Consider the following 12,440-nt stretch of genomic DNA (forward strand, 5'->3'; position numbering starts at 1 on the left):
TAGAGACGCTAGAACAGTCTGGCGTTGAGGTGTCGTGGAAAGTCCCAAGATTCTCTATGCAATCCCCCCAAACCGTAGCCGCTACCCCTGCATCGCCGCTAGAGACGATCGCCCTGGATGTCACAGGCATGAAATGTGCAGGCTGCGTGAAAGCGGTAGAAAAGCAGCTAACCCAGCATCCAGGCGTCGTTTCTGCCCGCGTTAATCTGGTGACAGAAGTCGCTGTCGTAGAATGCGAAGCGGGTGCGATTGACCCGGTTGCGTTAGCCGAACAGGTGACAGAAGCCGGATTTCCGACCCAGCCTCGTCTCGCCACTAAAACAGGCGAAAAAGCAAAAGAGGCTCTGAGTCCAGCAGAACGGCACGCCCTAGAAAATCGCCAGCAGTTGAGGCAATTAGTTATTGCGGGCGTTCTGATTGTGCTGTCGGCAATGGGTCATCTTAATCAACACTTCATCTCTTTTCCCGCTTATTTTTCACCCCTGACCAACATTTGGTTTCACTGGGGATTAGCAACGGCAGCGTTACTCTTTCCCGGACGCCAGATATTAGTCGATGGGTGGCGGGGCTTGCGGCGAAATGCTCCCAATATGAACACCCTGGTGGCGCTAGGAACGCTTACAGCTTACACGGCTAGCTGCGTGGCGTTGCTATTCCCTCAGCTGGGTTGGGAATGTTTTTTTGATGAGCCGGTCATGCTGTTAGGCTTTATCCTGCTAGGGCGCACCTTGGAGCAACGGGCAAGAGGTCGTGCCGCCGCAGCCTTTCAGGCATTGTTGGCGCTCCAGCCGAAAGTTGCTCGTTTAATTGCCAATCCTACGGCTGCTGGCTCTACGCCCACAGGAAGTGCCAAGGGGAGCGACTTCGGGGGCATTGAAATCCCCGTTGAGCAAGTCCGAGTAGGTGAATGGTTGCGGGTTTTGCCGGGAGAACAGATCCCGGTCGATGCAGAAGTGGTAGCGGGTCAGACAACGGTGAATGAGTCAATGTTGACTGGGGAGCCGGTTCCGGTCATGAAGCAACCGGGAGACTCGGTGGCGGCTGGGACGCTGAATCAGTCGGGAGCGATCGCGATCAAGGCAACTCGCACCGGCAAGGATACGACTCTGGCACAAATTGTCGCCCTGGTCGAAGAAGCCCAAATCCGAAAAGCTCCCGTGCAGCTATTGGCGGATACGGTGGCGGGGTACTTCACCTACGGCGTTCTGGCAGCAGCAACCTTCACGTTTTTATTTTGGTACTTCATCGGCTCTCAACTTTGGCCTGATGTCACGATGTTGAGCGCAGTAGGGATAGAGAGCCACTCAGCGATGCACTCAGTCATGCACCATGCCAGCGGCATAGACAGGGAACCCCCACCTCTACAGCACTCAGCTTTGTTACTTAGTTTAAAGCTTGCAATTTCTGTCTCTGTCATCGCTTGCCCCTGTGCTTTAGGCTTAGCGACCCCCACGGCAATTTTGGTGGGAACGGGTCTGGGGGCAGAAAGAGGGCTGTTGATCAAAGGCGGCGACGTGCTGGAACGGGTACACCACCTGGATATCGTGGTATTTGATAAGACAGGCACTCTTACCACGGGTCATCCCGTCGTTACTGATTACTTGCCGGTGGGGAACTTCCTCCCAGAAATGCTCCTGCAACTGGCGGCGGCGGCAGAAAGTGGCACCACCCACCCCCTGGCAGAGGCAATCGGGGAAGAAGCGCACCGCCAAGAGTTAACCATCCCCCTTGCCCAAGAGTTTTATACGGAACCGGGACTAGGGGTATCGGCTTTGGTTGAAGGCGTGCGGGTTTTACTGGGGAATGCAGACTGGTTGACTCAGCAAGGAATTTCCCTCAGCGATTCCGAACAAAACCAGGCTCAACAACTGGCATCTGCGGGGAAAACGGTGGTTTATGTCGCCGCTGACGGTCAATTAGCGGGGTTGATTGGCGTCACCGATACCCTCCGAGGAGATGCGAAAGCAACGGTGTCTCGCTTGCGGCAGATGGGATTACGGGTGATGCTGCTGACTGGAGATCGACTAGAAGCGGCAAGGGCGATCGCGTCTCAGTTGGAACTTAATCCAGACTCGGATGTCTTAGCAGATGTCCGTCCAGACGCCAAAGCAGCCGCGATTGCCCAGCTACAAGCTCAGGGTCAGCACGTCGCAATGGTTGGTGATGGCATCAACGATGCCCCCGCTTTGGCACAAGCAGATGTTGGCATTTCCCTCCAAGGGGGAACCGATGTCGCCATTGAAACTGCTCAAATTGTTCTGATGCGCGATCGCCTTCTGGATGTTGTCAAGTCAATCCAGCTTTCCCGTGCGACTTTCAACAAAATCCGCCAAAATCTATTTTGGGCGTTTGCCTACAACACTATCTCCTTGCCAGTTGCTGCGGGTGTGCTGCTACCCACTTTCGGGCTTGTTCTCAGCCCATCTGCTGCCGGAGCATTAATGGCTTTTAGTTCTGTCAGCGTCGTCACTAACTCGCTTTTGCTCCGTAAATCTCTCTCTACCGATAACTGATTGAGTCCAAGCGCGTTTAATCAGTCGGATTGGTTTGTTACAAAAATCTTAAATTAAACCTGCTTTTCGATAACTGCCAACGAACAATTGACCGCTAACTCGGTGTGCCACAATATGATAGAGGAGATTATAACCCTCCAAACACATCAAGCCTGCTCCAAGGTGACGACACTGGCTTCAGGGAAGGTGGGGGTGTTACGCTGGAGTCCTGCCAACCTCCGCCAAAGCGCCTCTTGTTTTCCTCAAGATAATGCTCGGTCGAGTGTTGATATTCAGGGTGCAGGCACAGGCGCTTATCCCGCCGGTTGAGAATGGTGCCACTGTTAGTCTAAGTAACTGTTTTTCACAAACCAACCGCCCTCTCTTAAATAATTTTTCAATGGCTGTAAAACTGCATCTGAACCATATATTGATTATTGAAGATGATCAGGGACGTAAGGAGTTTCCCTTAGAAAAGCCGGAATATTGCATTGGCAGAGACCAGAAGTGCGATATCCGGTTGTACTCCCAATTTGTATCGCGTCGGCACGCAACTTTAGTGCAAAAATTGCGTGCGGATGGCTCTTACTATTATCGAATTGTCGATGGCGACAAAGGCAAGCCCAGCGCCAATGGTCTGTTGATCAATGGTCGAAAACTCCAAGCTCACGATCTCGAAGATGAAGATGAGATTGTGTTTGGGCCGCAAGTGCGGGCACGCTACTTCCACCTGAAGCGAGAATCCATTCCCACGGGACCTCCAGATGAGTGGGACATTACCCTGATTAGTCCCAATATGGTTGGCGATGGGGAAGAACCTTAATTTTCTCCATGAAAATCTCGCCTGAGAACTTCCCAGGGGGAAGCTTGTCTATCCGGCGACGCTTTCAACTAGTTGCCAATGGCGATTTTCCGCGATCGCCTGATGCACCTGATAGAACATCTGGTGGCAGTGGTTGTCCACTTGCAGGGGCAACTCTTCGTTTTTCACTACAAAATTCATCCGCACTTCTCGGTCGGTAGCGGTCGATTTATCGATGAGCACTTCCACCGTCACCAGCTTGGCAAAAGAGACGTGACCCGGTATCTCGCGAGCCATCAAGTAGTCTCCAGTGTTGTAGATAATATCGAAATTACAGGACTCCAAAACTTCTATGAGCACCTGCTGGAGACGCTCAAGGGGAACTGCAACGATAAATGAACAAGTATAACGAGCCATAAAAAATCCCCGACGTCATATCCCTCGACCCTCTTATCATACCGAACCTTCGTTTCGGGTCAGAAAGGAATGCTTGCTTCTAAGGCTAGAGCCATCACCCAGCCTTTATCAGCTTCCAGCATACCAGTCGCTCCTCCGGAAGAACTAAGTAGGGAAGTTACCAAAAGCACGGGGTGGGGTTGACTGATACTTTGGAAGAATGAAGGATGAGTGGGTTGTGGATTCATCGGTGCTGGTGAGCAACATCCCGATCTTGAGCAAGAAAAAAGAGGCTGTGATGATAAGGGTTGGGGAATGCAGGGCAAGCTGATTGTGTTTGAGGGAGTGGAAGGAAGCGGTAAAACAACTCAGATGCAGCGATCGCGCGATTGGCTTCTGGAAAGGATGAAGGCAGAATCTCCGATTTTCTCGCAGGTGGCGATCACCAGAGAGCCAGGGGGTACAGAATTGGGTAAAGCTTTGCGCCGCTTGTTGCTCGAAGGGACTCTGAATCACCCCATTCAAGACCGGACAGAACTATTGTTGTATGCAGCAGACCGCTCGCAGCACGTTGAAGAAGTGCTAAAACCAACCCTGGCGGCAGGAGGAATTATTTTGTGCGATCGTTACACCGATTCAACTATCGCCTATCAAGGTTATGGTCGGGGTCTTAGCCTATCTTTAATCGAGAAGATATGCCAAATGGCGACAGACGGACTGGAAAGCGACCTCACCCTGTGGCTAGATGTTGACGTTGAAATAGGTCTAGCACGCGCTAAAGCCAGGGGAGCAGCCGACCGAATGGAGCAAGCAGAATTGGCGTTCCACCAACGGGTACAGCAGGGGTTTAGAGCCTTAGCAGCAGTCCATCCCCAGCGGATTGTGCGGGTGGATGGCAGTGGCACTGAGGCAGAAGTCCAAGGGCAAATTCAGGCGATTTTGACTCAACGGTTTCGGCAATGGTCTCTATAAAATTAAAAATCTATAATTCCCTGGCAGTGGCGATTAAACTATCAATACAATTTTTGAGGGTTGGTTCCAGACGCCATATATCGCGTCTCCAGGGTAAATGGTACTGCTTGCAAATTTTTTTAGTTTTGCCTTTTTTTGCGGTTAAATGAACTTTTTTGCGGAACTTGTCGGACAAAACCGAGCGGTTGAGTTACTAACTCAGGCAGTGGCTCAAAATCGGATTGCTCCTGCCTATCTATTTGCGGGTCCCGAAGGCGTCGGACGCAGCATGGCGGCTCGGTGCTTTGTAGACCTTTTGTTCTGTGCTAATGTACCCGCAACTGAGCCAGACGCCCCCGAATCTCCTGTGATTAAGGAAGGAAGCAAGGGGAGTATTGCGTCTATCAAAAACCGCTTGCGGCAGGGCAATCATCCAGACTTATTTTGGGTGCAACCGACCTATCTGCATCAGGGTCAACGATTATCTGCCGCCGAAGCCGCCGAAGCGGGTGTCAAGCGCAAGGCTCCGCCGCAAATCCGGCTGGAGCAAATTCGGGAAATTACCCAATTTCTGGGACGTTCGGCGCTGGAGGCACCGCGATCGCTTGTTGTGCTGGAACAAGCAGAAACGATGGCAGAATCGGCTGCAAATGCCTTACTCAAAACCCTAGAAGAACCGGGACGAGCAACGCTGGTTTTAATCGCACCCACTCAGTCGTCGTTGTTACCGACGCTGGTATCGCGTTGTCAGCACATTCCTTTCTATGGTTTAGACTCGGCGGCAATGGAGCAGGTGTTGCGGAAGACGGGTCATGAAGAGATTTTGGAACATCCGACAGTGTTAGCGATCGCGCAAGGCAGTCCGGGAAATGCGATCGCTTCCTGGGAGCAACTCCAAACGATTCCCCAAGACTTACTTCAGGACGTTATCCATCTGCCAAAATCGTTTCGTGACGCCCTTGAACTCGCCAAACGGATTGATAAAACTCTCGATACAGAAGCCCAACTGTGGTTAGTTGATTATCTACAGCACACTTACTGGCAGCAATTCTTGAACGGTGTAATTCATAAATTGCCCCTCCAGCAACTCGAAAAAGCCCGCCAATCTCTCCTGAGTTATGCTCAACCGCGACTTGTCTGGGAAGTAACGCTATTAGAAATGATTTAAGCCACCATTTGAGAGGAAAAAATTGCTTTAACTCTCTTCAGATGAGGGCTTAAATTCAGGGGAATGGGGGCTTTTAATTTTTTCTTTTGCGTCTGGTTGCTGGCAGGCAATCATGGTTGTGATGTGTTCTTTTTCGTCATTGCGGATGGCAACGAACACATCGTAAAGATTCTCAATTTTTGGGCGACGCTCCCTTGGTGTATGAGAGATTTGAAAATCATCAAACATGTAAAGATCGCCCTCGTGGTAGTAATCAATTGCTATCTGTGGAGCTGGCTGAGTTTTGAGTTCAGCCTCATGCTCTGTTAGAAATTTATCGTAGGTGTGGTAAGCACCTTCTTCGACTAACTGATTAAAGTAGTAAGCCGATCTAGGAGCAATCATGTATACAAAAACTAGAATCCAGTAGTAAGCCAGGACGCCAATCCGAGCAATCATGCGATCGCTCCACGATTTCCCCCCACCCAATGCTTCGATGATGCGGAGATGATGCAACTCATTCCAGGACTCAGCAAAGTGAACCTTGATCCAATCAGCATAAGGCCACGCGCCGAGACTTTCATAGAGATGAAGAACCGATAAATAAGCAAAACAAGGAACGCGAGCGATCGTTTCCAAGACATAAAATCTTGCATACCATCGCTCTTGGTAAAAAGTTTTTAAAATAAATTCTAAGAAACTAACGAGTAAACGAATCATTCTCCTAGTCTGCTTTTAAAACGACTAATAATTATAAACTCATGGATTAAGTATAAATAAATGTAAAATAATTGACAAACCAAGTAACCCGATTGATGTAGTGCAGGGGGTTAGCTGATATTGAATTTTTATACCTACCTAATACTCACCTACTGAGACTGCCGGACATTTACTGTGCGGACAACACTTATTGACCAGATTGTTCCACTAATTTTTTCAGACGCAGATATGCCTCTTCTGGGGTGAGCGGTTCAGATTCGGTTTCGTTAGGAATATAGAATTGGCTGCTATCTGGAAAGTAGCGGACGACAAAACTAGGGATAAGACCTAATTTTAGAGCTTTTTTTCCAAATTGTTCTGCTGTTTCCGAAAGGGTCAATTCATCATGGAACTGAGGTTGAGTCATAATCTTTTTGTCTCCTCAATAGTGTTTATAAATATAAACTAATAGGGACGCTAAGTTACAAAAGCTCAGGCAATAGCGCCACCAAGTGTAATTTACAAACAGTCCCTTAAAAGGGAAGCTGGGAGTTTACTAAGCAGAGGGTTCGACAAGGAAGGGTTAACAAAAGCGCGATAGCGTTAGCGAAGCGAGGCGTTAGCCTAGCGCTGACTTGTCAGTTCGCCATCCGACTTAGCGTTTCCGGAGGATAATCGCTGTTTCCCTGACCGTGTAGTACCGTGTAGAAACTCCCAGAGGGAGATTGCCATTCATTTGTTGTCCTTATTAACCAAGTTAATGCCTACCCCTTCCCTGAACTTCTACCGAAGGAGTGGGCATTACGTTAAATCTCTTGGTGATCTTATATACCAACCACCGAATGGTAGATTTCGGACAGTTTTCTTAGTTGACTTCTTCCTCACACATCGTCAACACGCTTGGCTTGCAGCGTTTGATGGTGACTTCGATCCCGCCAGCTTTTTCACTTTGGATATCTTCAATATAGCCAGGGCACGCAGTTGCTGCTTCAGCGGAGTTGTGAAAGGGACCAAAATAGTAGATACAGCGAGGCTCAGTAGTGGCAATTTCCACCCACCAAGACATTCGGAGACCTTGTGCAAATCCTGTCAAGACCTCTTTGATTGTTTTGAGCAGTGCCATAGGAAGTGATAACTAAGAGAATTAGGGATTAGACAAACTAGACAGAGGCATTGAAATTCTCGTTTGAACTGAATGACAGTTCTGCCCAGCTCGATAGGATAACCTGGCAGTCGGCTCATAGTTGTACGATTCTGCTTTCATACAACTGCGTCACTGTACTCAGATGCGATCGCCAAATTGATATTTTATATCTTTTAGAAAACCTCAAAGAATATCAAACACAAAATTTGTTCTTGAATTCTAGTTTAACGGATGCAACTTGGCACAAGTGTATGCAATACAACCTTAAAGTTCAAGATATTGCTGAATAATCAATAAACCCTGACATTAGCAGCGTAACTGTTGACCATCACTAGCTTTCTGTTTTTGGGATATTTGCTCCCACGCCTAGTTCTTTTTTACTTGTCTTTAACTGCTTCCACAGAGACTTAATATCCTTGTATGCCTGTTCGGAAGAAATCTTACCTCCGGTTTGCAACGCAGATATATAAGAAATTTTTTGTGCAAATTCCTGTAAATTCGCATTAAAAGCTAGCTCCTCCGGAGTGAAACGACCCCAATAACGACTCTGGGGGTTGAGAAAGCTTAATTTATTGATATTCTCTGGCATAGTACAACCCTCTATAACTAATTTTATAGTTAATTAACAGGTAGGCTAATTAAAGATTAATTGCCTCCGTTCAATTATTTATAAATAGGTAATCAAAAACCATTACTTATTCCCATCATTCACAAAACATCTTGATTTTTACAACATTCTTTAATGTTTTAGCTTTATAAAGTCTACTGTTATTTATATCCCTAGTTTTAGCAGTCTAGGAAATACTGATATTTGGCGAACGCGATAGTGGCGAGGTAAGGTGGGAAGCTGCCAAACACAAAGCGAACTGTAATCTGGGTGGGGGAAGGTTAATCGCTGGCGTTGATTGGTATCTTCCTCTGTGGCTAATGATGAGGAAGCCTGGAAGTTTTTCAAAACGCAATGGGGCGATGACACAGATAGGGAAACTTCTTGTTTTTGCATACAAAAACTGCTAGGGCAGTTTGCCCAACTCCGTAAGAATGCACCTTTGGAACTTTACCCGTTACTGTTTTACCAAACTTCTACCACAGGGCTGGGTTGAATGTTAAATTTACCTGTGATTGGAAGCACAAAACCTATGTTTAGGAAAGATAGCGCTATCGTGGATAGAACAGTAAAGTTGTCAAAACAAGCGTAAGAGCTACAGCTTTGAGACATCTGTTTTATAAAATATAAGAGTTTTAAACGGCGATCGCGAGAATTGCCTTGCACTTCTAAGATAGAATAAACCGACTGGAAAATTATCAGGCGATCGCGCATCCAAAAAAACTTTCTATTGCAGTTTATCAGGAGGTTTTTATTGGTGTTTGTGAGCGATGACAGCTTAGGGAACTTCGCGGGGGTGCTGTTACGCGATCGCATACATAACGGTTTCAGTATTTCTAGCAGAGTTTTTAACTGTTTAGCTAAAATTGTATCGCTAATAAATAAACGAAATTATTCTCATTCAACCTGATTTTTCGCTTACACTAGAGGAATCAGCGAACCTTAAATCTATTTGCAATTCTGAATACAAAAAGCCCCTATCAGTTGCTTTCTAGGGGCTTGGTGTTGTCTGTCAGTATATCCCGTTGCAGCTTCTTGCGGCAGGATAACGATTATCTAAGGCTTAACTTTTGTGCTCTTCGCCTGCATCTATCTGAAGAAATAGATTGATGTAAAGTCAGTAAATAATTGTATTAAAAATCACAAGCAATTTTAATTAGGTTCTTTCAAAACTTGTCTTTTCATACCCCGCGTAACTGAACTCTTGATTGCGTTCGTTAACGAAGCGGTGCTTAGTGCAAAGCAACTTTGTGAAGCGATCGCAAAGCGTATGCAGAGAGTGATAGAATCTCCCTTGTGCTTTACTCACATTGCGCTCCGTTCCACACTACAGGGTGTTGTACATCAAAGATTTTCCAATCGCTAAATATTTAGTTAGAAAACCCTAATTATTTCCATAATCTCAAAAAATAAGCTTGAATATATATTAGTTAAATAAAATTTACTTTTTGCCGCTATTTGCATATTTAATTTATTCATTTAATAAATAGATAAATAGGGGGAGCAAGGATTGCCTCTTTTGGAAGGGCGCAATTAGAGAAAGGAATGTTAAAAGGAAAAAAGCAGTGAACTTGATAGAGGGTAAGAAGTTCTCAATCATGCCCTTAGTGAAGGTAAAACTATGAAAAATGAAATAAATGTGAACTTATTTGCCCAACAAATTCAGCAAATTAACTGGCGATTAGCTGAGCTGTACAAAGGGGCAACAATCGCTCCGCCTAAAGAGCCGGAGCTACTGCCAGTCGCCTTCAAGGAGTTGGGCATCGCCTCGGAAACGCTACAAGTGGCGCTAGAGGAACTACGCCAGCAGAATGAGGAACTTGTAGCCGCACGACAGGCGTTGGAAGCCGAACGCCACCGCTACCAGGATCTGTTCGAGTTAGCACCGCAAGGCTACCTGGTGACGGATGCAGAAGGGACAATCCGAGAAGCCAACCGCGCTGCTGCTAAACTGCTCAACGTGTCGCCAGAGTTTTTAGTGGGCAAACCGTTTGTCATCTTCATTCCTCAAGAAGAACGTCGAATCTTTCGTAACGAACTGACTCGGCTGCATGAGCAGCAACGAGTATATGAGTGGACAGTACGCCTACAGCCCCGTAAAGGTGAGATTTTTGACGCGGGGATAACAGTCGCCACTACTCATAATAATGGGGAAGGCAAAGCAGTCACATTGCGTTGGCTGATTCGCGATATCACTGAGCGCAAGCGGGTAGAGAAGGCGCTAGAAAAAAATAACTACGACCTCAAGCAAGATCGCCCTGTACAGGCTTACTCCAAAGGAGAAATCATTCCCCTCGACCCTCAAAACCTGTGGTTAGTGTGTCGGGGTTTGGTGAAGCTGAGTACGATGAGTGACAATTGTGAAGAGGTGCTGGTAGGGTTAGTCGGTCCTTCGATGCCTTTTGGCTCTTGTTTAACCGCCCTGTCAACCTATCAAGCAACTGCCGTCTCGGACGTGCAGATAGTTAACATTTCCCTCTCAGAGATAACAGCCTCCCCTCATCTTGCCCAGACTATTTTACCGAAAATTAATTTGCGGTTGCGGCAGACAGAATCGCTTTTGGCGATTTCTGGTCAGCGACGATTGCAAGACCGCTTGCAGAATCTATTGTTGCTGCTGAAACAGGAAGTTGGCGAACCTGTGCCGCAGGGAACTCGTTTGAGCGTTCGTCTCACCCATCAAGACCTTGCCAATGCCTGCTGCGTCACCAGAGTGACAATTACCCGTTTGTTAGGGAAGTTACAGCAAGAAGGAAAGATTTCCTTTGACTCCAAATACCACATTATCCTCAAAGAGGGAAGCTTCTAGAGTAAGCGGCTAGGGGTGAGTTATCAGTTGTTGGTTGATTAACAAGTGACAGTGGGTAGCTTGAAATCAAGTCTGAAGACTGTCTATGCCAACGGCGTCAGAGAGAGACGCTAAGCTGTGTTCCTGCAATTTTTGCAACAGACCCTCCAGAATGCGGCGTACCATCCAAGGACCTTCATAAATCCAGCCAGTGTAAACCTGGATCAGGCTAGCACCCGCCGCGATTTTCTCCCAGGCATCTTGGGCGGTGAAGATGCCGCCGACGCCGATAATGGGCAGTTGACCTTGCGTTTGCGTGAAGATAAAGCGAATGACTTCGGTAGAACGTTCTCTTAAAGGAGCACCGCTGATGCCACCAGCTTCTTCACTCACGGGTTTACCAGTTGGGGAAAGTATCTGGGTTTTTAGATGATCGCGCCGGATAGTGGTGTTAGTGGCGATGATCCCAGCCAGTTGGTAATTTTTAGCAAGTTCAATCACAGAAGCGATCGCTTCCCACTCCAAATCTGGGGCAATCTTTACCAGTAGAGGTTTTTGTCCTTGATTTTCTTGTTGCAGGGCATCTAGAATCAGACTCAGCTGATCCGAAGACTGGAGACTTCGCAATCCCGGTGTATTGGGTGAGCTAACGTTAACGACAAAGTAATCTCCCAAATCCTTCAAAAGGCGAAAACTACCCAGATAGTCAGCAGCCGCAGCCTCTAGTGACGTTATCTTAGATTTACCTAGATTAATTCCTAGGGGAATGTTGAAGGTTGAAGGTTGAAGGTTGGAATTTTCAGCTTTTAACTTTCCACTCCAGCTTTCCAACCTTTGCGCCATTGCCGCTGCCCCTTGGTTATTAAATCCCATCCGGTTGAGGGCGGCTTTGTCCATCGGCAAGCGAAACAAGCGAGGACGGGGATTTCCCGGTTGCGCGTGTAAGGTTACGGTACCGAGTTCCGCAAAGCCGAAGCCGAGACTAGGCCAAATCCCAGCCGCGACGCCATCCTTATCAAATCCAGCGGCTAGACCCACTGGATTGGGGAACTTTATCTTCCACAGAGTTTGTTCTAAGCGAGCATCTCTCTTGGCGTAAGATTGCTGTAATTGTGCAACAATCCAGCTTTTGGGGGAATGAGAAGGCGAACCGGCAAGAGCGCTGAACAGATGGAGCGTTTGTTGATGCAGCCATTCTGGATCGGCTTTCAATCCGGAAAATAATGCCGGACGAATTGCGAGTTGATAGATATCCATAATTTAATCATTCGTCGTTAATCATTAGTCATTGGTAAAAAAAAAACAAAAATAACTAATAATTGACAACCGACTATCCTCAAGTAAGGGCATTCTAGATATTACAAGCTTTGCAAGAGACACCCACGAACAAAGTTCATACCAAAAACATGAAAGT

Annotated in this window: 15 protein-coding genes; 7 read left to right on the forward strand and 8 right to left on the reverse strand. The window is 47.2% G+C overall.

Annotated features, from left to right (window positions below):
* Positions 1–56 precede the first annotated feature (56 nt).
* The 3 genes from NDI44_RS19115 to NDI44_RS19125 all read left to right on the forward strand — a co-directional run bounded on the left by NDI44_RS19115 (position 57) and on the right by NDI44_RS19125 (position 3,315).
* Positions 57–2,513: a heavy metal translocating P-type ATPase gene (locus tag NDI44_RS19115; protein ID WP_190414055.1), complete on the forward strand. Its 2,457-nt coding sequence runs from the start codon at positions 57–59 to the stop codon at positions 2,511–2,513.
* Positions 2,514–2,627: 114 nt separating this feature from the next.
* The gene (locus NDI44_RS19120; RefSeq protein WP_190414057.1) at positions 2,628–2,822 is read left to right on the forward strand and encodes a hypothetical protein; all 195 of its coding nucleotides are present in this window, start codon (positions 2,628–2,630) and stop codon (positions 2,820–2,822) included.
* A gap of 70 nt (positions 2,823–2,892) precedes the next feature.
* Positions 2,893–3,315: an FHA domain-containing protein gene (locus tag NDI44_RS19125; protein WP_190414059.1), complete on the forward strand. Its 423-nt coding sequence runs from the start codon at positions 2,893–2,895 to the stop codon at positions 3,313–3,315.
* Positions 3,316–3,363: 48 nt separating this feature from the next.
* Here the strand turns inward: NDI44_RS19125 and NDI44_RS19130 are convergent, their stop codons facing one another.
* Both NDI44_RS19130 and NDI44_RS19135 read right to left on the reverse strand, forming a co-directional pair.
* Positions 3,364–3,711: a hypothetical protein gene (locus tag NDI44_RS19130; RefSeq protein ID WP_190414060.1), complete on the reverse strand. Its 348-nt coding sequence runs from the start codon at positions 3,709–3,711 to the stop codon at positions 3,364–3,366.
* A gap of 59 nt (positions 3,712–3,770) precedes the next feature.
* Positions 3,771–3,938 carry a hypothetical protein gene (locus NDI44_RS19135; RefSeq protein WP_190414062.1) on the reverse strand — a complete coding sequence of 56 codons (168 nt, stop codon included), beginning with the start codon at positions 3,936–3,938 and terminating at the stop codon, positions 3,771–3,773.
* A 67-nt stretch (positions 3,939–4,005) separates the two neighbouring features.
* Between NDI44_RS19135 and tmk the strand changes: the two genes are divergently transcribed.
* Both tmk and NDI44_RS19145 read left to right on the forward strand, forming a co-directional pair.
* Complete coding sequence (gene tmk / locus NDI44_RS19140) at positions 4,006–4,662, forward strand: dTMP kinase (RefSeq protein ID WP_190414168.1); 657 nt, start codon at positions 4,006–4,008, stop codon at positions 4,660–4,662.
* A 145-nt stretch (positions 4,663–4,807) separates the two neighbouring features.
* The gene (locus NDI44_RS19145) at positions 4,808–5,809 is read left to right on the forward strand and encodes a DNA polymerase III subunit delta' (protein ID WP_190414064.1); all 1,002 of its coding nucleotides are present in this window, start codon (positions 4,808–4,810) and stop codon (positions 5,807–5,809) included.
* Positions 5,810–5,836: 27 nt separating this feature from the next.
* Here NDI44_RS19145 and NDI44_RS19150 read toward each other — a convergent pair whose 3' ends face one another.
* The 3 genes from NDI44_RS19150 to NDI44_RS19160 form a co-directional block, all read right to left on the reverse strand.
* Positions 5,837–6,508: an alternative oxidase gene (locus tag NDI44_RS19150; RefSeq protein ID WP_190414066.1), complete on the reverse strand. Its 672-nt coding sequence runs from the start codon at positions 6,506–6,508 to the stop codon at positions 5,837–5,839.
* A gap of 187 nt (positions 6,509–6,695) precedes the next feature.
* Complete coding sequence (locus NDI44_RS19155) at positions 6,696–6,914, reverse strand: hypothetical protein (protein WP_190414068.1); 219 nt, start codon at positions 6,912–6,914, stop codon at positions 6,696–6,698.
* Positions 6,915–7,352: 438 nt separating this feature from the next.
* Positions 7,353–7,610 carry a DUF1816 domain-containing protein gene (locus NDI44_RS19160; protein WP_190414070.1) on the reverse strand — a complete coding sequence of 86 codons (258 nt, stop codon included), beginning with the start codon at positions 7,608–7,610 and terminating at the stop codon, positions 7,353–7,355.
* 50 nt (positions 7,611–7,660) lie between these two features.
* Between NDI44_RS19160 and NDI44_RS19165 the strand changes: the two genes are divergently transcribed.
* Entirely contained in the window at positions 7,661–7,921 is a 261-nt protein-coding gene (locus NDI44_RS19165; protein ID WP_190414072.1) for a hypothetical protein, read from the forward strand.
* A gap of 41 nt (positions 7,922–7,962) precedes the next feature.
* Here NDI44_RS19165 and NDI44_RS19170 read toward each other — a convergent pair whose 3' ends face one another.
* Together NDI44_RS19170 and NDI44_RS19175 are read right to left on the reverse strand one after the other, a co-directional pair.
* Positions 7,963–8,220, reverse strand: coding sequence for a hypothetical protein (locus NDI44_RS19170; protein WP_190414073.1), 258 nt, complete (start codon positions 8,218–8,220; stop codon positions 7,963–7,965).
* 183 nt (positions 8,221–8,403) lie between these two features.
* On the reverse strand, positions 8,404–8,634 hold the full coding sequence (locus NDI44_RS19175) for a hypothetical protein (RefSeq protein ID WP_190414075.1): 231 nt from the start codon (positions 8,632–8,634) through the stop codon (positions 8,404–8,406).
* Positions 8,635–9,859: 1,225 nt separating this feature from the next.
* Here NDI44_RS19175 and NDI44_RS19180 point away from each other — a divergent pair.
* Entirely contained in the window at positions 9,860–11,047 is a 1,188-nt protein-coding gene (locus NDI44_RS19180) for a PAS domain S-box protein (RefSeq protein ID WP_199292331.1), read from the forward strand.
* A 66-nt stretch (positions 11,048–11,113) separates the two neighbouring features.
* On the opposite strand, the gene NDI44_RS19185 is transcribed toward NDI44_RS19180, so the two are convergent.
* Positions 11,114–12,283 (reverse strand): quinone-dependent dihydroorotate dehydrogenase, encoded by a 1,170-nt coding sequence (locus tag NDI44_RS19185; RefSeq protein WP_190414077.1) that lies wholly within the window; start codon positions 12,281–12,283, stop codon positions 11,114–11,116.
* Positions 12,284–12,440 lie beyond the last annotated feature (157 nt).

It is taken from the genome of Trichocoleus sp. DQ-A3, from assembly GCF_039961975.1.
Lineage (GTDB): Bacteria > Cyanobacteriota > Cyanobacteriia > Cyanobacteriales > FACHB-T130 > FACHB-T130.